Source organism: Rhizobacter sp. P2_G4, assembly GCF_056403575.1.
Genome location: NZ_JBFUFG010000012.1, coordinates 142,916 through 168,596 on the forward strand (window position 1 = coordinate 142,916; position 25,681 = coordinate 168,596).

Annotated in this window: 23 protein-coding genes; 7 read left to right on the forward strand and 16 right to left on the reverse strand. The window is 67.5% G+C overall.

What is annotated here, in order from left to right; all coding sequences use genetic code 11:
- Nucleotides 1-135 precede the first annotated feature (135 nt).
- The 11 genes from AC1DYS_RS28260 to AC1DYS_RS28310 form a co-directional block, all read right to left on the reverse strand.
- A complete protein-coding gene (locus AC1DYS_RS28260; protein WP_477904866.1) occupies nucleotides 136-552 on the reverse strand; it encodes a VOC family protein in 417 nt (138 codons plus the stop codon).
- Between the two features lie 57 nt (nucleotides 553-609).
- Nucleotides 610-1,026, reverse strand: coding sequence for a DUF1579 family protein (locus AC1DYS_RS28265; protein ID WP_477904867.1), 417 nt, complete (start codon nucleotides 1,024-1,026; stop codon nucleotides 610-612).
- A gap of 127 nt (nucleotides 1,027-1,153) precedes the next feature.
- Nucleotides 1,154-2,005 carry a M55 family metallopeptidase gene (locus AC1DYS_RS28270; RefSeq protein ID WP_477904868.1) on the reverse strand — a complete coding sequence of 284 codons (852 nt, stop codon included), beginning with the start codon at nucleotides 2,003-2,005 and terminating at the stop codon, nucleotides 1,154-1,156.
- Nucleotides 2,002-3,081, reverse strand: a complete 1,080-nt coding sequence (locus tag AC1DYS_RS28275) for a P1 family peptidase (protein ID WP_477904869.1) — start codon at nucleotides 3,079-3,081, stop codon at nucleotides 2,002-2,004. The genes AC1DYS_RS28270 and AC1DYS_RS28275 overlap by 4 nt, the downstream gene beginning before the upstream one ends.
- On the reverse strand, nucleotides 3,081-3,971 hold the full coding sequence (gene gsiD, locus AC1DYS_RS28280) for a glutathione ABC transporter permease GsiD (RefSeq protein WP_477904870.1): 891 nt from the start codon (nucleotides 3,969-3,971) through the stop codon (nucleotides 3,081-3,083). Before gsiD ends, AC1DYS_RS28275 begins: the two co-directional genes overlap by 1 nt.
- Nucleotides 3,968-4,888, reverse strand: a complete 921-nt coding sequence (gene gsiC / locus AC1DYS_RS28285) for a glutathione ABC transporter permease GsiC (protein ID WP_477904871.1) — start codon at nucleotides 4,886-4,888, stop codon at nucleotides 3,968-3,970. Before gsiC ends, gsiD begins: the two co-directional genes overlap by 4 nt.
- Nucleotides 4,889-4,898: 10 nt before the next feature.
- A complete protein-coding gene (gene gsiB / locus AC1DYS_RS28290) occupies nucleotides 4,899-6,437 on the reverse strand; it encodes a glutathione ABC transporter substrate-binding protein GsiB (protein WP_477904872.1) in 1,539 nt (512 codons plus the stop codon).
- 72 nt (nucleotides 6,438-6,509) lie between these two features.
- Nucleotides 6,510-8,342 (reverse strand): dipeptide ABC transporter ATP-binding protein, encoded by a 1,833-nt coding sequence (locus tag AC1DYS_RS28295; RefSeq protein WP_477904873.1) that lies wholly within the window; start codon nucleotides 8,340-8,342, stop codon nucleotides 6,510-6,512.
- Between the two features lie 100 nt (nucleotides 8,343-8,442).
- The gene (locus AC1DYS_RS28300) at nucleotides 8,443-9,453 is read right to left on the reverse strand and encodes an isoaspartyl peptidase/L-asparaginase family protein (protein ID WP_477904874.1); all 1,011 of its coding nucleotides are present in this window, start codon (nucleotides 9,451-9,453) and stop codon (nucleotides 8,443-8,445) included.
- Nucleotides 9,450-10,421, reverse strand: a complete 972-nt coding sequence (locus AC1DYS_RS28305) for a MurR/RpiR family transcriptional regulator (RefSeq protein ID WP_477904875.1) — start codon at nucleotides 10,419-10,421, stop codon at nucleotides 9,450-9,452. The genes AC1DYS_RS28300 and AC1DYS_RS28305 overlap by 4 nt, the downstream gene beginning before the upstream one ends.
- Nucleotides 10,422-10,516: 95 nt before the next feature.
- On the reverse strand, nucleotides 10,517-11,407 hold the full coding sequence (locus AC1DYS_RS28310) for a LysR family transcriptional regulator (RefSeq protein ID WP_477904876.1): 891 nt from the start codon (nucleotides 11,405-11,407) through the stop codon (nucleotides 10,517-10,519).
- 101 nt (nucleotides 11,408-11,508) lie between these two features.
- On the opposite strand from AC1DYS_RS28310, the gene AC1DYS_RS28315 reads away from it, so the two are divergent.
- Nucleotides 11,509-11,952: a nuclear transport factor 2 family protein gene (locus AC1DYS_RS28315; protein ID WP_477904877.1), complete on the forward strand. Its 444-nt coding sequence runs from the start codon at nucleotides 11,509-11,511 to the stop codon at nucleotides 11,950-11,952.
- Here the strand turns inward: AC1DYS_RS28315 and AC1DYS_RS28320 are convergent.
- Entirely contained in the window at nucleotides 11,927-12,838 is a 912-nt protein-coding gene (locus AC1DYS_RS28320) for a LysR family transcriptional regulator (protein WP_477904878.1), read from the reverse strand. The two genes, AC1DYS_RS28315 and AC1DYS_RS28320, sit on opposite strands and share 26 nt — an antisense overlap.
- Before the next feature lie 101 nt (nucleotides 12,839-12,939).
- On the opposite strand from AC1DYS_RS28320, the gene mdlC reads away from it, so the two are divergent.
- Nucleotides 12,940-14,538 carry a benzoylformate decarboxylase gene (mdlC, locus tag AC1DYS_RS28325; RefSeq protein ID WP_477904879.1) on the forward strand — a complete coding sequence of 533 codons (1,599 nt, stop codon included), beginning with the start codon at nucleotides 12,940-12,942 and terminating at the stop codon, nucleotides 14,536-14,538.
- Nucleotides 14,539-14,591: 53 nt separating this feature from the next.
- A complete protein-coding gene (locus AC1DYS_RS28330; protein ID WP_477904880.1) occupies nucleotides 14,592-15,572 on the forward strand; it encodes a Bug family tripartite tricarboxylate transporter substrate binding protein in 981 nt (326 codons plus the stop codon).
- A 9-nt stretch (nucleotides 15,573-15,581) separates the two neighbouring features.
- Here the strand turns inward: AC1DYS_RS28330 and AC1DYS_RS28335 are convergent, their stop codons facing one another.
- Nucleotides 15,582-16,745, reverse strand: a complete 1,164-nt coding sequence (locus tag AC1DYS_RS28335; protein ID WP_047498598.1) for an ABC transporter substrate-binding protein — start codon at nucleotides 16,743-16,745, stop codon at nucleotides 15,582-15,584.
- Nucleotides 16,746-16,827: 82 nt separating this feature from the next.
- Nucleotides 16,828-17,724, reverse strand: coding sequence for a LysR family transcriptional regulator (locus tag AC1DYS_RS28340; protein WP_477904881.1), 897 nt, complete (start codon nucleotides 17,722-17,724; stop codon nucleotides 16,828-16,830).
- A 100-nt stretch (nucleotides 17,725-17,824) separates the two neighbouring features.
- On the opposite strand from AC1DYS_RS28340, the gene AC1DYS_RS28345 reads away from it, so the two are divergent.
- Nucleotides 17,825-18,646, forward strand: a complete 822-nt coding sequence (locus AC1DYS_RS28345; RefSeq protein ID WP_477904882.1) for an N-acyl homoserine lactonase family protein — start codon at nucleotides 17,825-17,827, stop codon at nucleotides 18,644-18,646.
- Nucleotides 18,647-18,750: 104 nt separating this feature from the next.
- On the opposite strand, the gene AC1DYS_RS28350 is transcribed toward AC1DYS_RS28345, so the two are convergent.
- Entirely contained in the window at nucleotides 18,751-20,475 is a 1,725-nt protein-coding gene (locus tag AC1DYS_RS28350) for a tannase/feruloyl esterase family alpha/beta hydrolase (RefSeq protein ID WP_477904883.1), read from the reverse strand.
- Between the two features lie 206 nt (nucleotides 20,476-20,681).
- On the opposite strand from AC1DYS_RS28350, the gene AC1DYS_RS28355 reads away from it, so the two are divergent.
- A complete protein-coding gene (locus AC1DYS_RS28355; protein WP_477904884.1) occupies nucleotides 20,682-21,158 on the forward strand; it encodes a MarR family winged helix-turn-helix transcriptional regulator in 477 nt (158 codons plus the stop codon).
- Nucleotides 21,159-21,221: 63 nt separating this feature from the next.
- Here AC1DYS_RS28355 and AC1DYS_RS28360 read toward each other — a convergent pair whose 3' ends face one another.
- The gene (locus tag AC1DYS_RS28360; protein ID WP_477904885.1) at nucleotides 21,222-22,790 is read right to left on the reverse strand and encodes an acyl CoA:acetate/3-ketoacid CoA transferase; all 1,569 of its coding nucleotides are present in this window, start codon (nucleotides 22,788-22,790) and stop codon (nucleotides 21,222-21,224) included.
- A 179-nt stretch (nucleotides 22,791-22,969) separates the two neighbouring features.
- Here AC1DYS_RS28360 and AC1DYS_RS28365 point away from each other — a divergent pair, with 179 nt between their 5' ends.
- On the forward strand, nucleotides 22,970-23,779 hold the full coding sequence (locus AC1DYS_RS28365) for a crotonase/enoyl-CoA hydratase family protein (RefSeq protein ID WP_477904886.1): 810 nt from the start codon (nucleotides 22,970-22,972) through the stop codon (nucleotides 23,777-23,779).
- Nucleotides 23,776-25,644, forward strand: a complete 1,869-nt coding sequence (locus AC1DYS_RS28370; protein ID WP_477904887.1) for a feruloyl-CoA synthase — start codon at nucleotides 23,776-23,778, stop codon at nucleotides 25,642-25,644. Before AC1DYS_RS28365 ends, AC1DYS_RS28370 begins: the two co-directional genes overlap by 4 nt.
- The last annotated feature ends 37 nt before the right edge of the window (nucleotides 25,645-25,681 follow it).

The following is a 25,681-nucleotide window of genomic DNA, read 5'->3' on the forward strand; positions in this document are numbered from 1 at the left end:
TCAACCTTTCGTTAAAGCCGCTCGACTCGCGGACTGACGCTGACGCGCAAGTAGACGCCTCCGTTGCGGGCTAACCGTTTGACATGAGCTGCGGCCGAGGGGCGTAGCCCGTTGGACGTCTGCCCCATAGAGAGATTAGGCGTCGCCATGGGTGCTTGCCTGCTTGCGTTGCCGGTCGTAGCTCACGGTGAGTATTTCCCACGCGTGGCCATCTGGCTCACTCCAGTACACAAGGTTGCCGCCAAACGCGGTATTCACCTTGTAGTCGTCCTGACCGAGGGGCATGCTCCTGAATGGGATGCCGACCGCACGAATGCGAGCGAGGATCGCGTCAAACTCCTCCTGCGTCACGCGAAAGCAGTAGTGCTGCTTCGGGACAGGCTCGACCCATTGGTCGAAGTCGATTGTCAATCCGTCATTGACGAACACGGGTGAGAACGGGCCCACAGATCCCTGCTCTGCCCAGGGTACGCCGAGCAACTCTGCCAGTAGCCGTGCCGCGGCAACCCTGTCTTTTGCGGGAACGATCAGATGGTCGAGGTGCGCTGCCATGTCATGCCGTCCTTTGGATTCTCGAACTTGAGCTGCGTGTTTGCGTGGCTCTGATACTCATGCACGAACCAACTCAAGCTTTATCCATGGCTGCCAGCCAGACTTGCTTCCTTTGAGCTCCCAAAGCCCCGTAAGGCGCTTTCTCTGAACGTCGAAGCTGCCCTTGAAGCGGACTGTCTCTCCACTGATGCTCCAGCGCCGCCCGTTGAGGGAGACAACAAAAGCTTCAGTCGATCCTTGATCGTCGAAGGATCTGGCGAAATACTGCTTCTTCGAAGAGTCGAACCCCATCACTTCCATGGATCGTGTTGGCTTGCTGTCAAAGCGCGCGTCGACATCGTGCACGATGAATTGCTGGCCTGGCAACCACCGATAGGTGTCTGTGGCAGACAAGGCTCCAGCGGGACTTGCTTCTGTTTCAAGTACCTCGCCAGTAGTGTTCCATGTGCCAATGAAAACTTCGAACTTGGACATTCGGTTTGCTGGCATGGCTGCTCCGTTTGCGCGATCTTCTCTTGCGGTGCCTAACAAGAAATAGAGAACCTAAAAGTCGCTTTATAAAGCGACTTTATTCGCTTCGCGCAGACGCGACTCACCTTGGTCAGCGCAACACCGTCGCCATCACGGACAGGGCGTTCAAGCTCCGCACGGCATCGTGCACGGTCGCGCAGGGGACCACCACGGTCTCGGCGTCTTCACGCTGCACGCTGGGCCAGAGGGCGAACACGTCCGCCAGTGCGGGGCTCTGGCATTGCACGCGCAGCGTGGGTGGCGTTGCGGGCAGCCGCCAGGGCGTGCATGCGCGTGGCTCTGGTGACGCAAGGGCTTGCACGGCGTCGCGCGCAGCGGCTTCGATGAGCTCGCAGGCCGCGGCGGGCGAGAGGGACCGGCCGCTGCGCGCACCATCGGACCACTTCACGACCGTGCACGAGGCGTTCGGCAACAGCGAGTGCACTTCGGCGGCCATCACGTCGCAGCCGCTGGCCATCAGCACGGGCACGCCGAACTCGCCAGCCAGCGCCGCGTAGAGGCCCACCTCACCCAGCTCCAGGCCGCCCAGCCACACGCGTGAGAACGCAAAGCTGTTGGTCGTGTGTGCCAGCACGCCGCGGCTCTTGGCGCGCGAATGCCAGCCGATCATCAGCACGCCGTCAACGCCCTGGTCGACGCCGGCCATCATGCCGAGCTGGCGCGGCTTGCCCTGGATCAGCTGCGCACGCGCGTCGAGCTCGTCGGCCAGCAGGTTGCCGAAGTGGCCGTGCGAATCGTTGACCAGCACCGCACCTGCGCCGCCCGCGAAGGCACCGCGCACCGCAGCGTCGGCCTCCTTCGTCATCCAGCGGCGCGCACGCTCGTAGTCACCGTTACCGGCCTGCGTCTGCTCGGGGCGCCACACGCCCGCCACGCCTTCGATGTCCACTGCTACCAGGACCGTTGGTGCCTTCGTCGTCATGGTTCGTCCTCGTCGTTCAGCAGGGCCCGCCAGTCGGGGGCCAGGTCGGTCAATGCGTGGCGCTTGCGGCCGTCGCGGCCGCTCACGGAAGCGGCGGCGAACAGCGCATGCAGGACGGCCTGCTCGGTCGCCTCGGCCGCGGCCTGGAAGAAGCCGTCGAGCGCGGCCTCGTGCAGCAACGCGACGGCCTGCATCGGCTCGTCTGCCTGCTGCGGCACACGCCACGCGGTGGAGAACGCGAGTGCGATGTCCCCGCTGCCATGCCCATAGTCGGAGCCGGTGCGCGCCAGCCCAGCCGCCGCGCGGCGGGCCACGCGGGTCAGCTGGCGCGCATCGAGCGGCGCATCGGTGGCCAGCAGCACGATGATCGAGCCGCGCTCCGGGCCATGCTCTGAGGCGAGTCGCGCTTGCAGTTGCGCACCGATGCGCCGACCGGCGACCGTCAGCGCCTCGGGGCGGCCCTGGTTCGCGAGCACCAGCGCGCCGAGCACAAAGTCCACCCCTTGCCACGACACGCGGCGCGACGCACTGCCGATGCCGCCCTTCAGTCCGTGGCACGACATGCCGCGCCCTGCGCCCACGCTGCCCTGCTCGAAACGGCCGTGCTGGGCGGCACGCGCAGCAGCCAACGCTTGCGCAACATGCGATTCCTGCAGCGACATCTCGCGCGCATCGTTCAGCCAACCGTCGTTGCACTCGAACACCAGTGGGTTCAGCGTCGGCAGGCTGCGCGCCAGCTCGGCGTTCTGCGCCAGCGCATCGCGCACAAGCGCCGTGGATGCGGTACCGACCGCGAGCGTGCTGACCAGTGCGATCGGCGACTCGATCGTGCCGAGCTCCTGTACCTGCATCAGCCCCGCGCTCTTGCCGAAGCCGTTGATCACCGCGAGCCCCGCCGGCAGCTTGTGCAGAAAGAGGTTGCCAGGCTGCGGCAGCAGCACGGTGGCGCCGGTCTGCGTGGCACCCTGGTCGAGCGTGTAGTGGCCGACCGACACGCCCGGCACGTCGGCGATCGCGTCGAGCGCGCCGCTGGGCAGCACGCCCACGCGTGGAGCACCGAGCGCGGTCAGCTCCATCAGTACTTGTCCAGCTTCGGGTCCAGTGCGTCGCGCAGTCCATCACCCAGCAGGTTGAAGGCGAGCACGGTGACGAAGATCGCGAGGCTAGGGAACAGCGCGATGTGCGGCGCGTTCAGCATGTCGGCGCGCGCCTCGTTGAGCATCGCGCCCCATTCGGGTGTCGGCGGCTGTGCGCCCAGGCCGAGGAACGAGAGGCTGGCCGCGGTGATGATCGAGGTGCCGATGCGCATCGTGAGGTACACCACCACCGAGGCCACGGTGCCGGGCAGCAGGTGGCGCAGCATGATGACCGCGTCGGAGGCACCGATCGAGCGCACCGCCTCGATGTAGGTCTGGTGCTTGAGCGACAGCACGTTGCCGCGCACCAGCCGCGCGAAGGCTGGCACGCTGAACACCGCCACCGCCAGGATCACGTTGACCATGCCGTTGCCGAGGATCGCCACGATGCCGATGGCCAGCAGGATGCCGGGGAAGGCGAAGAGCACGTCGGCCATGCGCATCACGATGCGGTCCCACCAGCCCTGGTAGTAGCCGGCGAGCAGGCCCAGCAGCGTGCCCACCACGGCGCCCACCGCCACCGAGATGAAGCCGGCTGCCAGCGAGATACGAGCGCCCATCAGGATGCGGCTGAAGATGTCGCGCCCGAGCGAGTCGACGCCGAACCAGTGCTTGGCCGACGGCGGCGAGTTCAGCGCGTCGTAGTCGAAGAAGTTCTCGGCGTCGAAGGGCACGATCCACGGCGCGAGCGCAGCGACGAGCACCAGCAGCAGCACGAAGCCGCCCGCCACCAGCGCAACGCGCTGGCGCTTGAACTTGCGCCAGAACTCGGCCGACGGCGTGCGCACGTTGCTCGGCACGGGCTCGGTGACAGAAGGGGTCGTGTTCAATGGAAGCGGATGGTCGGGTTGATGACGGCGTACAGCACGTCCACCACCAGGTTGATGAGGATGAATTCGAGCGAGAACAGCAGCACCAGCGCCTGGATGACGGGATAGTCGCGCATCTCCACCGCGTCGACCAGCAGCCGCCCCATGCCGGGCCAGTTGAACACCACCTCGACGACGATCGAGCCGCCGAGCAAGAAACCGAACTGCAGGCCCATCATCGTGACCACCGGGATCAGCGCATTGCGCAGCCCGTGCTTGAAGATGACCGACCCTTCGCCCGCGCCCTTGGCCCGCGCGGTGCGCACGTAGTCTTCTTTCAGGATGTCGATGAACGAGCTGCGCGTGAAGCGCGCCATCACCGCGGCCACGGCGGCACCCAGCGTCAGCGACGGCAGGATGTAGTGGCGCCAGCTGTCGGCACCGATGGTAGGCAGCCAGCCCAGCTGCACCGAGAAGAGCTGCATCAGCACCATGCCGAGCGCGAACGACGGAAACGAGATGCCCGACACCGCCAGCGACATGCCGATGCGGTCGGGCCAGCGGTTGCGCCAGACAGCCGAGATGATGCCCAGCACCAAGCCTAGCGCCACCGACCAGCCCATCGCGGCGAGCGTCAGCCAGAAGGTCGGGCCGAAGCGCTCGGCGATCTCGGTCGACACCGGCCGCTTGCTGCGGATCGACAGGCCGAAGTCGCCCTGCAGCGCATGACCGAAGAAGCGCACGAACTGCTGCGGCAGCGGCAGGTCGAGCCCGAGATCGCGCCGCACGAGTTCGACCGTCTCGGGGCCTGCGTCGACGCCCGCCGCCAGCCGCGCCGGGTCGCCCGGCAGCAGGTGCACGAAGGCGAACACCAGCACTGCGACGATCAGCAGCGTGGGCAGCAGACCGAGCAGGCGCTTCAGCAGGTATACAGCCATGCTCAGCCGATCACTTCAGTTCCACTTCGTCGAAGTTGAAGCTGCCGTCCGGGATCACGTAGAACCCAGCCAGGTTGCGCGCGCGCACCGACACCAGCCGCTCGGTCACCAGGAAGGCCCAGGGCGCGTCTTTCCAGATCTGCTTCTGTGCTTCGGTGTAGAGCTTCGCCTTCTCGGCCTTGTCGGTCGTCACCAGCGCCTTGGCGATCGCGTTGTCGACGACCGCGTTCTTGTAGTACGCGGTGTTGAAGAGCTTGGGCGGGAACGACTCCGAGGCCAGCAGCGGGCGCAGTGCCCAGTCGGCTTCACCGGTCGATGACGACCAGCCAACGTAGTAGATGCGCACTGGCGCGGTGGCCGGGTCTTGCGCGCTCTCGACGCGCTCCACGCGTTGGCCGGCTTCGAGCGCCTGCACCTGCAGCTTGATGCCCACCTGGGCCAGCTGCTGTTGCACGAACTGGATCACCTTCTGCGCCGTCGTGTGGTTGTAGGCCGACCACAGCGTCGACTCGAAGCCATTCGGGTAGCCGGCCTCCTTCAGTAGCTCTTTCGCCTTGGCCGGGTTGTAGGGCCATGGTCCGAGCTTGGCCGCGTGCTCCACGCCCTGCGGCAGCACGCCTTCGGCCGGCATCGCGAAACCGGAGAACGCCACCTTGATCAGCGCGTCCTTGTTGATCGCGTAGTTGATCGCCTCGCGCACCTTCGGGTTGTCGAAGGGCTTCTGCTGCGTGTTGAACGACAGGTAGCGCTGGATGATCGAAGGCGAGGCCGTCACTTCCAGGCTCGGCTTCTTGCCCAATGTCTCGACGGCCTCGGGCGGCACCGGGTACGCGAAGTGCGCTTCATTGGTCTGCATCACCGCAGCGCGCGTGTTGTTGTCGACCACCGGGCGCCAGGTGATGCTGTCGACCTTCGGGTAGCCCTTCTTCCAGTAGCCCTCGAACTTCTCGACCTTCAGGTAATCGGTGGCCTTCCACTCGACGAACTTGAACGGGCCCGTGCCCACCGGGTGCTGTGCAATGCCTTTGCTGCCGTACTGCGTGAGCGCGGCCGGCGAGATGATCACGCCCGAGGGATGGGCCAGCGTGTTGATGAAGGGCGAGAACGGCTCCTTCAGCGTGAAGCGCACCGTGCTCGCATCGACCGCCTCGGTCTTGGCGATGTTCTTGTAGAGGTTGTAGCGCTTGAGCTTGTTGTCGGGGTTGGTGACGCGGTCGAAGGTGGCCTTCACCGCCTCGGCGTTGAAGGGCGTGTTGTCGTGGAACTTGATGCCGGTCTTGAGCTTGACGGTGTAGACCAGGCCGTCCTTGCTGGCGGTATAGCTCTCGGCCAGCACCGGCACCATCTTCATGTCCTTGTCGAAGCCGTACAGGCCCTGGTAGAACGACTTGGCGACGGCCTGAGACAGCGTGTCGTTGGCGTCGTAGGGGTCGGTGGTGGTGAAGGTGGATGCCACCGCCACGGTGATGTCCTTGGCAGCATGAGCAGCGAAAGCAGCGCCCATGGCCGCAAAGGCTATGGCGAGATGAGAGAGGCGTTGTCGGTTCATCAATGTTCTCCTTGCTGGAACGTCTAAGGTGTCTGGGTTCGGATGTTCGTGTACGGCATATCGTCTTCGAAATCAGTAGGCCCCGCCGACCGGATGGCGGGCCACGAAGTGCCCCGGCGCCACCTGCTGCAGCGGCGCCACGGTGGGCAAATCGCCGATCGCGCGCACGGGGCTCGCGATCTCGTCGGACAGCAGCTCGCGCTTGCGACGGCGCGTCGGGTCGGCCACCGGCACGGCCGACATCAACCGGCGCGTGTACGCATGCTGCGGATTCTCGAACACCGCGCGGCGCGGGCCGATCTCGACGATCTGGCCCAGGTACATCACCGCCACGCGGTGGCTGATGCGCTCGACCACCGCCATGTCGTGCGAGATGAAGAGGTAGGCCATGCCGAACTCCTGCTGCAAATCAAGCAGCAGGTTGACGATCTGCGCGCGGATCGACACGTCGAGCGCCGACACCGCCTCGTCGGCGATCACCACCTTCGGGTTCAGCGCAAGCGCACGCGCGATCGCGATGCGTTGCCGTTGGCCGCCCGAGAACTCGTGCGGGTAGCGGTGCGCCGCCTCGGGCGGCAGGCCCACCTTGGCCAGCAGCCAGCGCACACGCTCCTCGGCCTCGGCGCGCGGCATCAGCTTGTGGATCAGCAGCGGCTCCATGACGCCATAGCCCACGGTGAGGCGCGGGTCGAGCGAGGCATACGGGTCCTGGAAGACGAACTGGATGTCGCGGCGCAAGGCCTGCAGCGCGGCACCGTGCAGCGGCGCGATGTCGCGCCCCGCCACCTCGACGCGGCCGGCGAGCGGCGCGACCAGGCGCGCCAGCGAGCGGCCGGTCGTCGACTTGCCGCAACCCGATTCGCCCACCAGCGCCAGCGTCTCGCCGGCCTTCAGCTCGAAGCTGATCTGCTCGACCGCATGCACCTGCCGCTTCACTCGGCCGAACACGCCGCTGTGCAGCGGAAAACGCGTGACGAGGCCCTGCACAGTCAACACCGGCGCGAGGTCGTCGCGCACGCTGTCGGGCATGGTGACGGCGCCTTCTTGCGCATCCCCTGGCAAGGCGAAACGGGCCGGCAGCTCCTGGCCCGTCATCGCGCCGAGCTGTGGCACGGCGGCCAGCAGCGCCTGCGTGTAGGGCTCGCGCGGCTGGGCAAAGAGCGCACGGCACTCGCCCTCCTCGACCTTGTCGCCCCGGCGCATCACCAGCACGCGGTCGGCGATCTCGGCCACCACGCCCATGTCGTGGGTGATGAAGATCACGCCCATCGACAGCTCGTGCTGCAGCTGCTGGATCAGCGCGAGGATCTGCGCCTGGATGGTCACGTCGAGCGCGGTGGTCGGCTCGTCGGCGATCAGCAGCGTGGGCCGGCAGGCCAACGCCATCGCGATCATCACGCGCTGGCGCATGCCGCCCGAGAGCTGATGCGGGTGGCGGCCCAGCACCTCGCGCGCCTCGGGGATGCGCACCAGGTCGAACAGGCGCAGCGCCTCGGCCATCGCCTGCCGCTGCGACTGGCCCTGGTGCAGCTGGATCGATTCGGCCACCTGCTGCCCGACAGTGAAGACCGGGTTCAGGGAGGTCATCGGCTCCTGGAACACCATGGCGAGATCGGCACCGCGCAGCGCGCGCATGCGGCGCGAATCGGCCTGCGCCAGATCGACACGCTCGCCGTCGCGGCGGGTGAGCCACATCTCGCCGCTGTCGATGCGGCCGCCGCCGTGCTCGACCAGGCGCATCAGCGCCAGCGACGAGACCGACTTGCCCGAGCCCGACTCGCCAACGATGGCGAGCGTTTCACCGGCGTCGACATGGAAGTCGAGCGCGCGCACCGCCTGCAGGCGGCCGGCTTCGACGCCGAAGCTGACGCTCAGGTTGCGCACGTCGAGCACGCGGCGTGTCATGACGACCCCTCGACCGGCGGGTACGCCGTTCGATCCCCCGAGGGGATGCGGACCTGCTTGGGAGCGGCCCGGCGCTCGGTCCGCCTCGGTATCGTGCATCTCATGCTTGCGGCCCCAGCTCATCGGCATAGATGGCAGACACCGGCGTCTCGCCGACGCGCGCCCAGCCACGGTACATGCCTTCGGTGTTGAACGGCAGCGTGACGTGGCCGTGCGCATCCACCGCGATCAGCCCGCCGCGCCCACCGAGCGGCGGCAGCTTGTCCATCACCACGTGGCGAGCCGCTTCCTGCAACGGCAGGCCGGCGTACTCGATCAACGCCGACACATCGTGCCCCGCCAGTGCCCGGATGAAGGCCTCGCCGACACCGGTGCACGACACCGCCACCGTGCGGTCATTCGCATAACAACCGGCGCCCACCAGCGGCGAATCGCCGACGCGGCCCGGGCGCTTGTTGGTCATGCCGCCGGTGGAGGTGGCAGCGGCCAGGTGGCCGTGCGCGTCGAGTGCCACGGCACCGACGGTGCCGAACTTGTCGCGCTCGTCAAGCGGGGTTGCATGGCTTGAGCTGACAGCGATTCGCGCAGCGTCGTGATCCAGGGCCGAGCCGCCGGTGGCCTGCATGGCATGCAGTTGTGCCAGCCGCTCGGGCGTGCCGAACCAGTCGGGCGCGACGATCTCGCAGCCGCGACCCGCCGCAAAGCGCTCGGCGCCCGGCCCGATCAACAGCACGGGGCCGGCGGCATCGAGCACGGCGCGGGCCGCGAGCACCGGATTGCGCAGCGTGCGTACGCCGGCCACTGCGCCGGCGGCGAGGTCACTGCCGCGCATCACGCAGGCATCGAGCTCATGCTGCGCATCGGCGGTGTAGACGGCGCCGCGGCCGGCGTTGAATAAGGGGCATTCCTCGAGCTGGCGCACCGCCTCGGTGACGACGTCGAGCGCGTTCGCACCGTCGGCGAGCAGCGCCTGTGCACTGCGCAGAATGTCGTCGAGCGCGGCGCGATATCGGGCCTGCTGCTCGGCCGAGATCGCCGACCGCGAGAGCGTGCCGGCCCCGCCGTGGATCGCGATCACGGCTCGTGCTGTGTGCGTTTGGTTCGTGCTCATGCAATGTTCCTGCGGCGCGGGCTCGGCGTTTGCCTGGGCGCCCGTCGTTTGCCAGCCGGTGCCGGGCTGCTGCTGCGGTCGACCTGCAACCAGGGCAGCACGCCGTGCGCCATCTGCTCGGCGCGCTGCACGGCGCCTTCGGTTCGGTGCGCGAGCGCGGCGACCAGCGCCTCGAGCAGGGCGAGCACCGTGGCGTTCGAGGTCGACGCGATCTGCCGGTTGACGTGTGCATAGAGCGTGACGTCGGCCAGCGGCACCAGCGGCGAGGTAGGTTCGTCGGTCAAAGCCAGCACCTTCACGCCGCGCTCTTGTGCGAGCCGGGTCAGCACGATGGTGTCTTCGACGTAGCGCGGGAACGCCAGCGCGATGAGCAGGTCACGAGGCCCGCGCTTGACCAGCTGCCGCGCGGCGTGCGACGGCCCGCCCGCTTGCGCGAGACTGCCGACCCGCGGGCAGTAGGGCTCCAGCTCGTGCTGCAACAAGCCCGCGAGGTAGGCGCTGCTGCCCCAGCCGAGCGTCAAGACCTGGTCGGCCTGCGAGATCAGTTTGACGGCCTGCTCGCACGGCTGGCGCTGCAAGGCCTGCACCGTGCGCTCGAGGTTGACGAGCGACTCCTGCATCGACGCGGCCATGGCCTGCTGTGTGCTGGCGGTTTTCTGCAGGTTGCTGCGCAGGCTTTCGACCGGCGCCAGAATGGCCTCGAAGCCGCGCGCCAGCTCGGCCCGGAACTGCGGGTAGCCGGCAAAGCCCATCGCGCGAGCAAAGCGGTTGGCGGTGGCGATGGACACCGACACTTCGCCGGCGAACTCATCGATGTTGAGCGTGGCCGCCCGAAACGGATGCGCGAGCACCGCCTGCCCCATGCGCGTCAACGCCGCCGGCATCGCAGGGATGCGGGCAGCGACTTGCTGGAGTACCGGCAGCCCGGCAAAGCGGCCGGCCCAACCGTCAGAGGGCGGAGCGATCATGAAAACAAGGTTCCAATCAGTTTCGCAGAATGTAAAGCAATTTACAGGCCAAAAGGGTTGGTGCAAAGCCGAGGTCGCCAAGCACAGCGGCTGACTTACGAGCCATCCTTGAACAGCGCCCGCTGCAGTGCCGCGATGACCGCCTCGACGGGCCTGCGCGACTGCGTCCGTGTGAACAGATGCATCTCGTAAAGCGGGAGTGTCTCGCGCAAACGAAGCGGCACGAATTGCCCCTTCGGCGCACTGTCAAGCAAGGCGGGGTGCGGCAGCACGCCCAGCAAGTCGGTGTGGGCCATCAGGTGCAGAAGGCTTGCGAAATCGGGGCACGAGGCGGCCACGCGCGGCGGCCTCATCCGGCGGATGGCGAAGGCCTCCCGCAGCACGTGCACCGGCCCGCTCACGCTCGGCCCCACGATGGCCCAGGAGGCAGCCTGCAGCTCGACCAGCGATTGCGCCTTGGCAAGAGGGTGGCTGCGGCGGGCATAAGCCAGCGGCGTGATCTGGTACAGCGGCTGGCACGTCAAGCCGGCCGCGCGATGGCCACGAGGCAGCGGTGAGATCACCAGGTCGAGTTCGCCGCCTTGCAAGCCGGCCAGCATGCGCCCTTCATCGGCGCTGGACAGGTCCAGGCGCCTGCGCGGATGCCCTTCGCACCAGCCGGCATGCAAGGCCGGGCCGCACACCAGGGCGGCCGATGGCGTCACGCCGACGCGCAGCGTGTCGCGATGGACAGCGGTGGCCTTCTTCGCCGCAATGGCATCAATGCGCTCGGCGAGGTCCACGCTTTTCTGCGCCGCGTGCAACGCCGCTTCGGTGGGCAGCAGCCTGCGCCCGGAGGCCATGAACAGAGGCGTGTCGAACTGCCGCTGGAGCTGCTTCATGCCGTGGCTGATCGCAGGCTGCGACACGCCGCCGGCCTGCGCAGCCGCGGCGAAGCTACCGTGCTCAATCACCAGGCGGAGGTAGTGCAGATAGCGCAGATTCATAAACGATGCTGATGGATTGATGGCCATTCTGACTTGTGGGCAGTCGCGGGGTCTGGAACGATTCGATCCCATCAACCCCAAGAAGCCTCAAGGAGCCACGAATGAGTCAACGTCAACTCGACACGGTGCGCACCTACCTGCAGCACCTGCACGCAAGCCACACCGCCGGACTGATTGCCACCTTCGAGGACGACGGCGTCGTGCACTCCCCGTTTCTGGGCACGATGACGGCGCGAGATTTCTTTCCGAAGCTGGCGCAGGCATCGAGCCAGAGCGTGATCACGCTGATCGACCTGTTCGCCTCGGTGCAGCCTGCGGACGATGCCGTGCGCGTGGCAGCCTACTTCCGCTACGACTGGACGCTGAGCGACGGCCGGCTGGTCAACTTCACCTGCGTCGACGTGTTCGGCTTCCGGCCGGGCGGCGACCGCATCGCCAGCATGCACATCGTCTACGACACGCATCCGCTGCGCGAACAAGTGGGCGACAAGTACGCGCCGAACCCTGTCTCGCTCCCCGTCACGCCGCCGGTCTCGAACCCCTGAACAAACCCACCAGCAGCTCGCGCATCCACGCGAGCGCCGGGTCGGCATCGAAGCGCCGGCTCCAGTGCAGCGAGACGGTGAAGTTGCGCAGCGGCAAGCGCGGTTCGACCAGCGTGTAGCCGCCACCGGCGGCAAAGCCGGCGGCAATCTCCTTCGGCATCACCGCGCCGAGGTCGGTGCTGCGCACGATGGCCGGCAGCGCGAGGAAGTGCGCGGCCGTCAACCGCAGCCGGTCTTCCAGACGCAGCAGCTGCAGGATGCGCAGCGTCTCGGCATGCGAGCGCACGGCCACGTACTCCAGCTTGGCGAGCTGCTTGAGGCCGATCGCGCGGGTGGTCTTGTCGAACACCGGGTGTCCGCTGCGCAGCAGCACGACGTAGCAGTCGTGCAGCAACTCCACGTGCTGCGTGTCGTGCACCGATGGCAAGAAGCCGATGGCGAAATCGAGCCGCCCGCTGTCGAGCGCAGCCGAGATGTCGCCGTGCGGCAGCGGCGAGCTCTGCACGCGCACGCCGGGTGCGTTGCGGTGCAAGGCGGCCATCAGCGCGGGCAGAAAGCGGGCCTCGCCGATGTCACTCAGGTGAAAGCGAAAGATCTTCTGCGACGACGCAGGGTCGAACTGCTCGGCCTCGCTGAGCGCGGCTTCCACCGTGCTGATGGCGGTGCGCACCGCCTGCGCCAGGCGGTCAGCCTTCGGCGTGGGCGACACGCCGCCGGCCGCACGAATGAAGAGCGCATCTTTCAGCAGCAGGCGCAGCCGTGTGAGGGCCTGGCTGGTGGCCGGCTGCGACAAGGCCAGCACCTCGGCCGCACGGCTCACATTGCGCGTGCGGTAGACCGCATCGAACACGCGCAGCAGGTTCATGTCGAGGTCGTTGATATGCATGGCGTGGATATGACTTAGACGGTCTATCGCATTGCTGGATGAGCGGCCGATCGTAATACTGGCCTTGCTGCCCACGCCACCCACGCCACGGAGACACGTTCTTGCCAACAACCCCATCCCCTGCCACCACCGTGCGCGACGCGGTGCTCGATTTGCTGCGCCGCTTCGGCATGACCTCGATCTTCGGCAACCCCGGCTCGACCGAGCTGCCGCTGTTCCGCGACTTCCCGGCGGACTTTCGCTACGTGCTCGGCCTGCAGGAGGCCGTGGTGGTGGGCATGGCCGACGGTCACGCGCAGGCGACACGCAACGCCGCGTTCGTGAACCTGCACTCGGCGGCCGGCGTGGGCCACGCGATGGGCAACATCTTCACCGCGCACAAGAACCGCACGCCGCTGGTCATTACCGCGGGGCAGCAGGCGCGCTCCATCCTGCCCTTCGATCCCTTCCTGTTCTCGAACCAGGCGACCGAGCTGCCCAAGCCGTATGTGAAGTGGAGCTGCGAGCCGGCGCGCGCCGAAGACGTGCCGCTGGCCATTGCTCGCGCGTACTACATCGCGATGCAGGAGCCGCGTGGCCCGGTGTTCGTGTCGGTGCCGGCCGACGACTGGGACCAGCCCGCACCGCTCGTAGCCGAGCGCGTGGTGAGCGCGCAGGCACGGCCCGACTCGGCGGTGCTGGAGCTGATCGGCGCGGCGCTCGATGCAAGCCAGCGCCCGGCCTTCGTGATCGGTGCCGCAGTCGACCGCAGCGGCGCGTGGAACGAGGCGGTGCAGCTCGCCGAGCGCCACAACGCGCGCGTGTTCGTGGCGCCGATGTCGGGCCGATGCGGCTTCCCGGAAGACCACCGCCTGTTCGCCGGCTTCCTGCCGGCGATGCGCGAGAAGATCGTGCAAGCCCTCGCCGGCCATGATGTGGTGTTCGCCATCGGCGCGCCGGCCTTCACCTACCACGTCGAAGGCACGGGGCCGCACCTGCCGGCGGGTGCCGCGCTGTGCCAGTTGATCGAAGACCCGGCCATCGCCGCGTGGGCGCCCGAGGGCACGGCGGCGGTCGGCAGCATCCGCCTCGGCCTGCTCGATCTGCTTGCGCGGCCGGCACCGCCTGCGCGCCCGTCACCACCACTGCGCAGCAAGGCGCCGCGAGTGGAACCGCCGGTGAACGGCGAGCGCATGTCGGTCGCCTATGTGTTGCAGACACTGGCCGAGCTGCGCGATGCCGAGAGCATCGTGGTCGAAGAAGCGCCGAGCGCGCGCTCGGTGATGCAGGCCTACCTGCCCTTCACGCGCAGCGAAACCTTCTACACCATGTGCAGCGGTGGCCTGGGGCACAGCATGCCGGCCGCCGTGGGCATCGCGCTCGCCAAGCCACAGGCCAAGGTGATCGGCCTGATTGGCGACGGCTCGGCCATGTATTCGATCCAGGCGCTGTGGAGCGCCGCGCAGCTGAAGCTGCCCATCACCTTCGTCATCCTGAAGAACCGGCGCTACGCCGCGCTGCAGGACTTCGCCTCCGTGTTCGGCTATGCGCCGGGCGCCGCGGTGGAAGGCACCGAGTTGCCCGACATCGACTTCGTGTCTCTTGCGCGCGGCCAGGGTTGCGACGGCGTGCATGTGGAGCAGGCCGAGGGCTTGCGCGATGCGCTGGAGGCGGCGCTGCGATCACCCAAGCCGGTGCTGGTGGAGGTGGAGGTGGCGTGACCCTGCGAACACCTCCGCAGCATTGAGATAAAGATCAAAACAAGGAGACAAGCATGACCCTCGACAACACCAGGCGCCGCATCGGCCTCGCCCTGCTCTCCAGCCTGCTGCTCACCGCCCCCGCCTGGGCGCAGCCGAGCTGGCCCGCCAAGCCCATCCGCCTGGTCGTGAACTTCGCGCCCGGCGGCGCCGCCGACGTGATGGCACGCGCGCTCGGGCCGCAGCTTTCGCAGGCGCTGCAGCAGCCGGTCATCATCGACAACAAGCCGGGTGCCGGCGGCAACCTCGGCTCCGGCGAAGTGGCGAAGTCGCCGAACGACGGCTACACGCTGCTGATGAGCTCGGGCGGTGCGATCACCATCAACCCGCTGATCTACAGCAACATGGGCTTCAACCCCGAGAAAGACCTGGTGTCGATAGCCGCGGTGTCACGGGTGCTGGTGTTCCTGGAAGCCAACCCGTCGCTGCCGGTGACCAACGTGCAGGAGTTCATCGCCTACGCGCGCGCCAACCCGGGCAAGCTGAGCTTCGGCTCGCCGGGGCAAGGCAGCTCGCCACACCTCGCCGGAGAGATGCTCAAGCGCATGGCGAAGATCGATGCGACTCACGTTCCGTACAAGGGCGCCGGCCCCGCGCTCACCGACGTGCTGGGCGGCCAGCTGCAGTTCTGGTTCGATCCGGGCCCCGGCCTCAAGCATGTGAAGGACGGCAAGCTCAAGCTCCTGGCTGTGGGCAGCAGCAAGCGCTCGCCGATGTTCCCCGAGGTGCCCACGCTCGCCGAGGCAGGCTTGGCCAGCTTCGATGCCGACTCGCTGTTCGGCATCTACGCACCCGCCGGCACGCCGCCCGCGGTGGTGACGCGCCTGCACGCCGAGATCAACAAGGCGCTGCAGGTAGCGGCCGTGACCGACGCCATCAAGCTGCTGGGCGCCGAGCCCGCGCCGATGAGCCGCGAGGAATTCCTCGAGCGCCACGTGAGGGAACGTGAGCGCTTCGGCGGGCTGGTGAAGGACCTCGGGCTGAAGGTCGACTGAGCCGACTGCCTAGAGTTTGCAGCCGCGCGCCGGGTCGGCCAGTGCCTTGGCGGCCACGCCGCGCGATTCGTTGTACTTGCCTTTCACTTCGCGCACGTAGATGTCCTGCACCGGGTTGCCGGCGGCAGAGAGGGTGAACTTGCCGCGCGGGCTGTCGACGCTGGTCTTGCGCATCGCGGCGGTGAGCGCGTCTCGCTGCGCCAGGTCGCCCTTCACGGCATTGAGGCCGGCGGCAAGGATCTGCGCGGCGTCGTAGCCCTGCACGGCGTACACGTCCGCATTGGTCTTGTAGGTCAGCGCGAAGCTCTTGCGGAAGGCGTTGTTGCGCGGCGTGTCGAGGTTGTCGGCGTAGTGCAGCGCAGTCAAGATGCCTTGCGCGCTGTCGCCCTGCGCCTCGAGCGTGCCATCGGTCAGGAAGCCCGAGGCCACGAGCGGCACGGTCTTGTTGAGGCCAGCGGCCGCGTAGTCCTTGACGAACTTCACCGCGCCGCCGCCCGCGAAGAACGCGAACACCACGTCCGGTTTCTGCGAGGCGATCTCGGTCAGCAGGGCCTGGAACTCGACGTTCGGGAACGGCAGCGTCAGGTCCTTCAGCACCTTGCCGCCGCCCTTCTCGAAGGCTTCGGCAAAGCCCTTCACCGTCTCGCCGCCTGCGGCGTAGTTCCAGGTGATGGTCATCGCGCGCTTGTAGCCCTTCTGCGAGGCGACCACGCCGGCGGCATAACCCGGTTGCCAGTTGGTGAACGAACTGCGCACGATGTTCGGCGCGCACAGCGGGCCGGTGATCGCATCGGCGCCGGCGTTGGGCACGATCAGCAGCGTGTTGTTCTCTTTCGCGGCGCGTGCCATCGCGAGGGCCACGCCGCTGTGCACCGTGCCCACCAGCACGTCGACCTGGTCACGCTTGATCAGCTTGTTGACGTTGTCGGTGGCCTTGGATGGTTCGGACTCGTCGTCGACCTTGAAGTACTGCAACTCGCGCCCGCCCAGCTTGCCGCCCTGCTCCTGCACGTAGAGCTTGAAGCCGTTCTCGATCATGTTGCCCAAGCTGGCGTAGGTGCCGGTGTAGGGCAGCATGAAGCCGACCTTGATCGGCGGCTTCTGCTGGGCGTGGGCGGTGAGGCCGAGCGCGCAGAGAGCGGCGACCAGCGTGGCTTTGAGACGGATTGACATGAGGAGGCTCCGGTGGCGGCCGATGCGGCGCGCGTGCATGAGGCAGTTTGCCAGCCGATGCCTGCGCTGCACCCCCGGGTTGTCACCGTGCCCGCTTCGGCCCGAGCCTCTCCAGCACGAAGTCGACGAAGCGCTGCAGCTTGGGCCGCGGGTGGCGGTCGGGCAGGTACAGCAGGTGTGCCTCGCGCGCGGGAGGTGCGTGCTTGGGCAGCACGCGCAGCAGGCGCTTGGCGGCCAGGTCGTCGGCGAGCAGCATGTCGGACTGCATCAGGATGCCGGCGCCCGCCAGCGCAGCCTGGCGCAGCGCCTCGCCGTTGTTGATCTGCAGCCGCCCTTTCACCGCCGCGCGTTCCTCGCCGGCGGGGCCAACCAGGCGCCAGCGGTCCTTGTGCACCCAATGCGCGAAGCCGAGGCACTCGTGCTTCGCCAGATCGGCGGGCGTGCGCGGCGTGCCGTGCTGGCGCAGGTAAGCGGGCGATGCGCACAGCAGCATGCGCAGCGGCGCGAGCGGCCTTGCGACAAACCCGGAGTCGGGCAAGGGACCGGAGCGCAGCGCCACGTCGAAGCCTTCGTCGACGAGGTCGACCACGCGGTCATGCAGCGCCAGCTCCACGCTGACCTGCGGGCACAGCGCCATGAACTCGCCAAGCAAGGGAGCCAGGCCGTGCGTGCCCAGCACCACCGGCGCGGTCACACGCAGCAGGCCGCGCGGCTCGGCCAGCAACTCGGTGGCAGAAGCCTCGGCAGCGTCGAAGTCGGCCAGCAGGCCTTTGCTGCGCTCGAGGTAGATGCGGCCGACTTCCGTGAGGCTTTGCCGCCGCGTCGTGCGGTGGAGCAGGCGTGCGCCCAGGCGCGACTCGATCTCCTGCACGTGTTTGGCCGCCATCGTCGGCGAGATGTCGAGCGCCTTCGCAGCGGCGGCAAAGCTGCCCAGTTCTGCCACCCGCACGAAGGCCCGCATGCTGTCGATCTTGTCCACGATTCCACACCAACGGTTTCGAATCAAACCACCATAGCAGGGTTTATCAACCGGCTTGGCGCCCGCACAGTGAACGCACCCTCACTCAGACGTTCGCACCATGAAGCCGATGTTCCTTCGCCACCTGCTGCGCCTTGCGCTGGTGTTCGCACCACTCGTCGCGGCGGCGCAAGACGATCTCCGTCTCTACACCTTCGATTGCGGCCACGCGCATTTCGACGACATCGGCGTCGCATCGGACACCGGTGAGCTCGACGGCCACCCGGCCGAGCTGGCCGACCCGTGCTTTCTGGTCAAGCATCCCAAGGGCTGGCTGCTGTGGGACGCCGGCCTGCCGCCAGGCGAGCCCACGCAGTTGCCCGGCTTCCGCATCACACCCGCGCCGCCATTGCCGCAGCAGTTGCAGGTGCTCGGCATCACGCCCGCTGACGTGAACTTCATCGCCTTCTCGCACCTGCACTTCGACCATGTCGGCAACGCCAACCAGTTCGCGCAATCGACCTGGCTCCTCGACCGCAGCGAGTTCGCGTGGGCGAAGGCCGAGCCGGCGCACGTGAGCATGCAGCCGCAGTGGTTCAGCGCCTCGGCGCAGGCCAAGGTGCAGTGGATCGATGGCGACCACGATGTCTTCGGCGACGGCCGCGTGCGCATCCTCCATGCGCCCGGTCACACGCCTGGCAGCGCAGTGCTCCTGTTGCGGCTGCGCAAGACAGGCGCGGTGCTGTTGTCGGGCGACCTCTATCTGTCGGACGATGCGCGCCGCAGGCAGCTCGTGCCCACAATCAACGCGAGCCGGGCCGACACGCTGGCGTCGATGGCGCGCATCGAGCGCATCGCGAAGAACCTGCATGCCCGCGTGATCGTGCAGCACGACCCGGCGGGGTTCGCGAAGCTGCCGCAGGCGCCGGCTTTCCTGGATTGACCCGCTTGCTGACGCGGCAGAACTGAGGCGGCAAGAAAAAAGGCCCGCACAGTGCGCGGGCCACTCCATCACTCACCATCACTCACACGGTCACAGAACCCGTGTCACTTGCAGCTGAAGCTGGCTGCCGCCTCGACGTCGCCACTGCCGTTGTAGCGGGCCACCTGTGGATACGGGCACAGCGGGCGGGTCCGGCTGGCAGACCAGCCGGCTGGCAGATCGGCATTGACGGCGACTGCATTGCCGGCACCGCGCGCCGTGGCGACCACGGCTTCGGGCACCTGGCCTTGCTCGACCCAGGCGACCAGCGGCGTGAGCATGTCGAACTGGTCGGTGGCCGGGCCACCAGCGCAGTGGGCCATGCCGGGCACGCGGTAGAAGCGCGCGAAGTTGCTCGCGTCGCCGCTGTTGGCCGCGGCAAGCCCGGTGTACCAGGCCTTGGTGTCGTCCACCGAGAAGATCGGGTCGGCGACGCCGTGATAGACCATCACCTTCGCGCCGCGGTTCTTCAGCGTGGCCAGGTTGGTCGGGTTGGGCGGCGTCATGAAGCTCATGGCCGATTCGGTGTAAGTCGCATCCGTCGCGGTGATCCAGCCGAGTGCCGTGTCGATGTTCATGCCGAGCGCGAAGGCCGGGCCGTTGAAGCCGGCCACCGGCTCGGGGGGCACCTTCCAGATCTGGCCCACGCCGCCGGTGTCGAGCGCCACCGGTGCAATGAACTCCCAGAACGGGATGCCGCTGCTCGCCACACCCGGGTCGTACGGGAAGCTCGCGTAGAACGAGGTGCCGGTGCTCGTGGTCGCGCCGGTGAAGATCGGCTCGATCGCGGTTTTCTGCGCCGCCGACAGGCAGGTGCCGTCGCGTGCGCCGGTGCAGGTGGGCACGTCGGTCTTGAAGTTGAACGCAGTGCGGCAGGCTTCGACGTCTTGCACCAGGCCGTCGGTGCTGCCGTCCAGTGCGTCGCACTTGGCGAGCACCGCGGTCGCGACGGTGGCGCGCTCGGCCGGCGTGAACGCGGTCGATAGGTCGGCCGGGTCGGTAGCCACCGTGGCGTAGCGCTGGGCGCCGAAGATGTTGGCAATGGCCGCCTTGGGCAGGTTGTAGCCCGGGGCACCGGCGAGGTAGCCGTCGTACTGGTCGGCGATGCGGGCCATGGCCACCATGGTGTGGCGCCCGCCGTTCGAGCAGCCGCCGATGTACGAGCGGTCGGGGGCCTTGCCGTAGGCCGTCTGGATCACGCTCTTGGCCATCGGCGTCAGCTTCTGCACGGCCTGGTAGCCATAGTCGAGGCGGGCCTGCGGGTCGATGCCGAAGTTGGGGCCGAGCGAGCCGCTGTGGCCGGCGTCGGAGCTGATCACCGCGAAGCCTTGTGCCAGTGCGTTCGTCAGCCCGGGGCCGCCGTTCACGCCGCCGGTGGCGGTGACGACATTGCCGTCGATGCCGCCGTTGGCTTGGTAGAAGAAGCGACCGTTCCAGTTCAGCGGCAAACGCATCTCGAAGCCGATGGCGTAGTTGTTGCCGTCGGTGCCGACGCGCGGGAACATCGAGCCGATGACCTGGCAGTGCTCGGCCACGGGCTGGCCGCCGACCGTCAAGGTGCCGGCGGGCACATCGGTCGTCGCGGTGATGGTGGTGTTGGCCAGCGTCGTCAATTTGGCGGCCAGGCCGGCGCAGGTGCCGGACAGAGCGGCCGGCGTGGCCGCGCTCAGGCGAGGCAGGGCGGGCGTGACCGGCGCGTCGTCATCGTTGCCGCCACAGGCGCTGACGATCAGCAGCGCCGGCAGCGACGCAAGAGCGAGCACGTGCCCGCGCTGAGTGTTCCATTTCATCTGGCTGTCTCCTTGTGTTGGACTGACTGGTGGCGGTTCTGGTGGGTGAGCACGACCGCCTTAATAGTTAATGTAGTGAATCAGTTTTGCGGAATAAATCGGGTAATCCCTCTGTACCGGCGCCTGCCGGATCATTCAGTCGATTCACTTGTTTGACCGGCACCGACAGGAGCATTCGGCGTGCCGCGACGCGCGACAATCGCGCCATGAGTGCACACCCAGACGACCAGACACCTCTTGCCCGGCTCAACGAGGCCGGCATGCACCACATCGTGGGCTACCAGCTCGCGCAGGCCGCGATCACCACGCTCCAGGTCTTCACCGAGCGGGTCGGCGAACCCTTCGAGCTGCGGCCGGTCGAGTTCACGATGCTGAGCCTGATCCACGAAAACCCGGACGTGTCGGCGCGCCAGCTCGCTCGCGCGCTGGCGGTAACGCCACCAAACATCACGGTGTGGATCGATCGGCTGGAGAAACGCGGGCTGGTCAAGCGCGAGCGCAGCAGCACCGATGCTCGGGCCCAGCACATTCGTGCCACGACGGCGGGCGCCGCGCTGGCGCGCAAGTCGGTCAACCGGCTGCTGGAAGGCGAGAGCGAGGCGCTCTCAACCCTCAGCGCCGCCGAGCGCGCGATGCTGGTGGAGCTGCTGCACAAGGTGGCGCGCTGCCGCAAGCGGGCTTGATGCGCTGATGAAACGCGGAGCTGTTGACGCGCCGGTGCGCGTCCACAGCAGACTCCAAGAGTCTCAGGCGAGCGGCTTGTCCATCGCCTCGGCGAGCCCACCCCACCGTGCCGAGAACAGCCGCGGGTCCATCGGCTTCAGGTTCTTCACGATGGGCTGAAAGTCCATGTGCGCCAGCACGTCGCGTTCGAGGTCGACGCCGGGGGCGATCTCCGTCAGCTCCAGGCCTTGCTCGCCGAGCGTGAACACCGCGCGCTCGGTGATGAACATCACGTGCTGTTTTCGCCGCACCGATTCGCGGCCGTTGAAGGTGATCTGCTCGACCTGGGCGATGAACTTCTTCACCGCGCCTTCCTTGACGATCTTGAGCGTGCCGTTGCCCACCTCGAGCTCCAGCCCGTCGGCCGTGAAGGTGCCGCAGAACACCAGCTTCTTCGCGCTCTGCGTGATGTTGACGAAGCCGCCGCAGCCCACCGGCCGGCCGCTGAACTTGCTGACGTTCACGTTGCCGTGCAGGTCGGCCTGCGCGAGGCCGAGGCAGCTCACGTCGATGCCACCGCCGTCGTAGAAGTTGAACTGCAGCGGCTGCTCGATGATCGATTCGGCGTTGAGCGAGAGCCCGAAGTCGCCTCCCATCTGCGGCACGCCGCCGTTCACGCCGCTCTCGACGCTGAGTTCGAACGCGTCGGCCAGGCCTTCTTCGTTCGCCACCGCGGACACACCGGCCGGCACGCCGATACCCAGGTTGACCACCGCGCCGCGGGCCAACTCGGCCGCCGCGCGGCGCGCGATCACCTTGCGCGCATCAAGCGCCATCGGCGGCAGCGCATTCACCGGCACGCGGATGTCGCCGTTCAGCGCCGGGTTGTACTGCGTGGTGATGGTCTGCATGTGGTTCTCGGGCTTGCCGATCACCAGGTGGTCGACCACCAGCCCGGGAATCTTCACCGACTTGGGGTGCAACGAGCCGGTCTTCACGATGCGCTCGACCTGCGCGATCACGATGCCGCCGCAGGCCTTCACGGCCTGGGCGATCGAGAGCGTCTCCAGCAGCACGCCTTCCTTGTCGAGCGAGAGGTTGCCCTTCTCGTCAGCCAGCGTGCCGCGGATCAACGCCACGTCGAACTTCGGCGACGGGTAGAACAGCCACTCTTCACCAGCGAACTCAACCACCTTCACCAGGTCTTCGGTGGTGGCGGAGTTCATCTTGCCGCCTTCTAGGCGCGGGTCGATGTAGGTGCCGAGACCCACCTTGGTCAGCAGGCCGGGCGTGCGCGAGGCCACGTACTTCGGCAGGTTGGCGAGCGAGCCCTGCGGGAAGTTGTAGGCCTCGATGGCGCCGCTCATGATCATCTTCATGAGGTTGGCGCCGCCCTGCCCATAGTGGCCGCCCACCACGCGCTTGATGAGCCCGGGGTGCGCGAAGTGCACCATGCCGCCGTCCTTGCCGTTGCCTATGGCACCCGACGCGTAGAAGCTCAGGTTGCGCGGCCGCCCGCTCTCCAGGAAAGAGACCTCGATGGCCTTCGCGATCTCTTCGGCGAAACCCATCATCGCGAGCCCGCCGAGGTAGACCGTCGAACCGTCAGGGATCAGGCCGGCCACGGCCTTGGCGTCTATCAGTTTGCTCATGGGGGTCTCGGGTGTCGTGGCAGGTAAGTGATTATGTTATTGAACTAAATAGCCGAAGCGCCCAGGGGTAAACACTTAGGCATTTCCATGGGTCTTCACTTGCCGCGCCCAGCGCTCGGCTTTTATGATGGCGACCACAAAGTAGTTGTCCAACTTAACTAATTACACAAAGCGCCGCCATGAGCATTGAATTCCGACCCGCCTCTGGCCTGCTGGCGTCGCTCGATCTGTTGCAGATCACCCAGGCCGGTGCCGTGGTGCACGTGCGCCTGTCTCGCCCGGCCAAGCGCAACGCGATCTCCGACACGCTGATTCAGCAGCTTCACACCGCCTTCGTCAATCTGCCGAGCGACGCGCGGGTGGCCATCGTCAGCGGCCAGGGCGACCACTTTTGCGCCGGCCTCGATCTGTCGGAACTGGTCGACCGCGACGTGGGCGAAGGCGTGCTGCACTCACGCATGTGGCATGCGGCATTCGATGCGATCCAGTTCGGCCCGGTGCCGGTGGTGACCGTGCTGCACGGGGCGGTGGTTGGTGGCGGGCTGGAGCTCGCGTCGACCGCGCACATCCGCGTGGCCGAGAGCTCGGCCTATTTCGGCCTGCCCGAAGGCCAGCGCGGGCTCTTCGTCGGCGGCGGCGGCTCGGCCCGCATTCCGCGCCTGATGGGCGTGGCGCGCATGGCCGACATGATGCTCACCGGCCGCGTGTACGACGCGCAAGAGGGCCTGGCCGCCGGCCTCGTTCAGTACGTCGTGCCTGAAGGTGAAGGCTTCGCCAAGGCCTTCGAGCTGGCCAAGAAGATCGCGCAGAACGCGCCGTTGTCGAACTACGCCGTCACCCATGCGCTGCCGCGCATTGCCGACCAGTCGCAGTCCGAAGGCCTGTTCACCGAATCGCTGATGGCCGCCGTGGCTGAAAGCACGCCCGACGCGAAGGACCGGCTGCGCGCCTTCCTGGAAAAGCGGGCGGGCAAGGTGGTGAAGCAATGAGCCAGCCACGGTACCGGCATGCCGCGGTTGGCGGCTGTGTGGACGCCTCGATCGAGCGCCGCCCCGATGGCTCGAGCGTGCTGCGTTCGTGTGAGCCGCTCGGCGCCTACCCGGCGCGCATCACCGACCGCCTCGAGCAATGGGCGCACGAGGCGCCGCAGCGCACCTTCGTCGCCAAACGCGGCAAGACGGAAAAGAGCGGCAGCGGCGGCGACTGGCAACGCATCAGCTACGCCGACATGCTGGCCCGCGTGCAGGCCGTGGGGCAGGCGCTGGTCGACCGCAAGCTGTCGACCGACCGGCCGGTGGTGATCCTGTCGGACAACGACCTCGAGCACATCACGCTGATGTTCGGCGCGCTGTGGGCCGGCGTGCCGCACGCGACGATCTCGTCGGCCTACTCGGTGGTGGCGCAGGACCACGCCAAGCTGCGTCACATCATCGACACGCTGCGCCCGGGCCTGGTGTTCGCGAGCCACGGCGGGCCCTACGCGCGGGCCGTGAACGCCTGCATCGGCAACGACGTGGAGCTGGTGCTGGCCGAAGGCGAGGTCGAAGGCCGGCGCCACACGCGCTTTGCCGACCTGCTGGCCACCGAGCCGGGCGAAGGCGTGCGCGCCGCGCACGAGAAGGTCGGCCCCGACACCATCGCCAAGTTCATGTTCACCTCGGGCTCGACCAAGCAGCCCAAGGGCGTGATCGTCACGCAGCGCATGTGGTGCGCCAACCTGCAGATGATTCGCCAGAGCATGGCCTTCCTGGCCGAAGAGCCGCCGGTGCTGGTCGACTGGCTGCCCTGGAACCACACCTTCGGTGGCAACCACAACGTCGGCATCGCGCTCTACAACGGCGGCACGCTCTACATCGACGACGGCAAACCGACGCCGAAGGGCGTGGCCGAAACGCTGCGCAACCTGCGCGAGATCCAGCCCACCGTCTACTTCAACGTGCCCAAGGGCTTCGACGAGATCGCCACCGCCATGAACACCGACGCCGAACTGCGCGCCTCGCTGTTCAAGCGCGTGCGGGCCTTCATGTGCGGCGGCGCCGGCATCTCGCAGGCCGCGTGGAACCTGATCGACCGGCATGCCGAAGAGACCGTGGGCGAGCGCATCCGCATCATCGGCGGGCTCGGCATGACCGAGACCGCGCCCTCGTGCACCTTCGTGCTCGGCACCAACGCGCGTGCCGGCTTCATCGGCCTGCCGTGCCCTGGCGTCGACGTGAAGCTCGTGCCGATGGGCGACAAGACGGAGGTGCGCTTCCGCGGCCCCAACGTGATGCCCGGCTACTGGCGCGACCCTGAGCAGACCGCGCAGGCCTTCGACGAAGAAGGCTACTACCGCACCGGCGACGCCGTGACCTGGGTCGACCCCGAGGACCACAACCAGGGCCTGATGTTCGACGGCCGCATCGCCGAAGATTTCAAGCTCTCCACCGCCACCTTCGTGAGCGTGGGGCCGCTGAAGGCGCGCGTGGTGGCCGGCGGTGCGCCACTGGTGCAAGACGTGGTGGTCACCGGCATCAACCGCGACGAGGTCGGCGCACTCGTCTTCCCGCGCGTCGAAGAATGCCGCCAGCTCGCGGGCCTGCCCGATTCGGCCTCGGTGAACGAGGTGTTGAGCAACCCCAAGGTGGTGGCCTTCTTCCAGGAGTTGGCCGACCGGCTGTGGGAAGGCGGCACTGGCAGCGCCAACCGCATCGCCCGCATGCACCTGCTGCGCGAGCCGCCGTCCATCGACAAGGGCGAGGTCACCGACAAGGGATCGATCAACCAGCGCGCGGTGCTGACGCACCGGGCGGCGCTGGTGGATGCGTTGTACGACGGCAGCGTGGAAGGCCTCATCCTTCCGCAGCGGGGCTGACATGAAAGAGGCCGGCGCGTCATCACCGAGCAGTCTG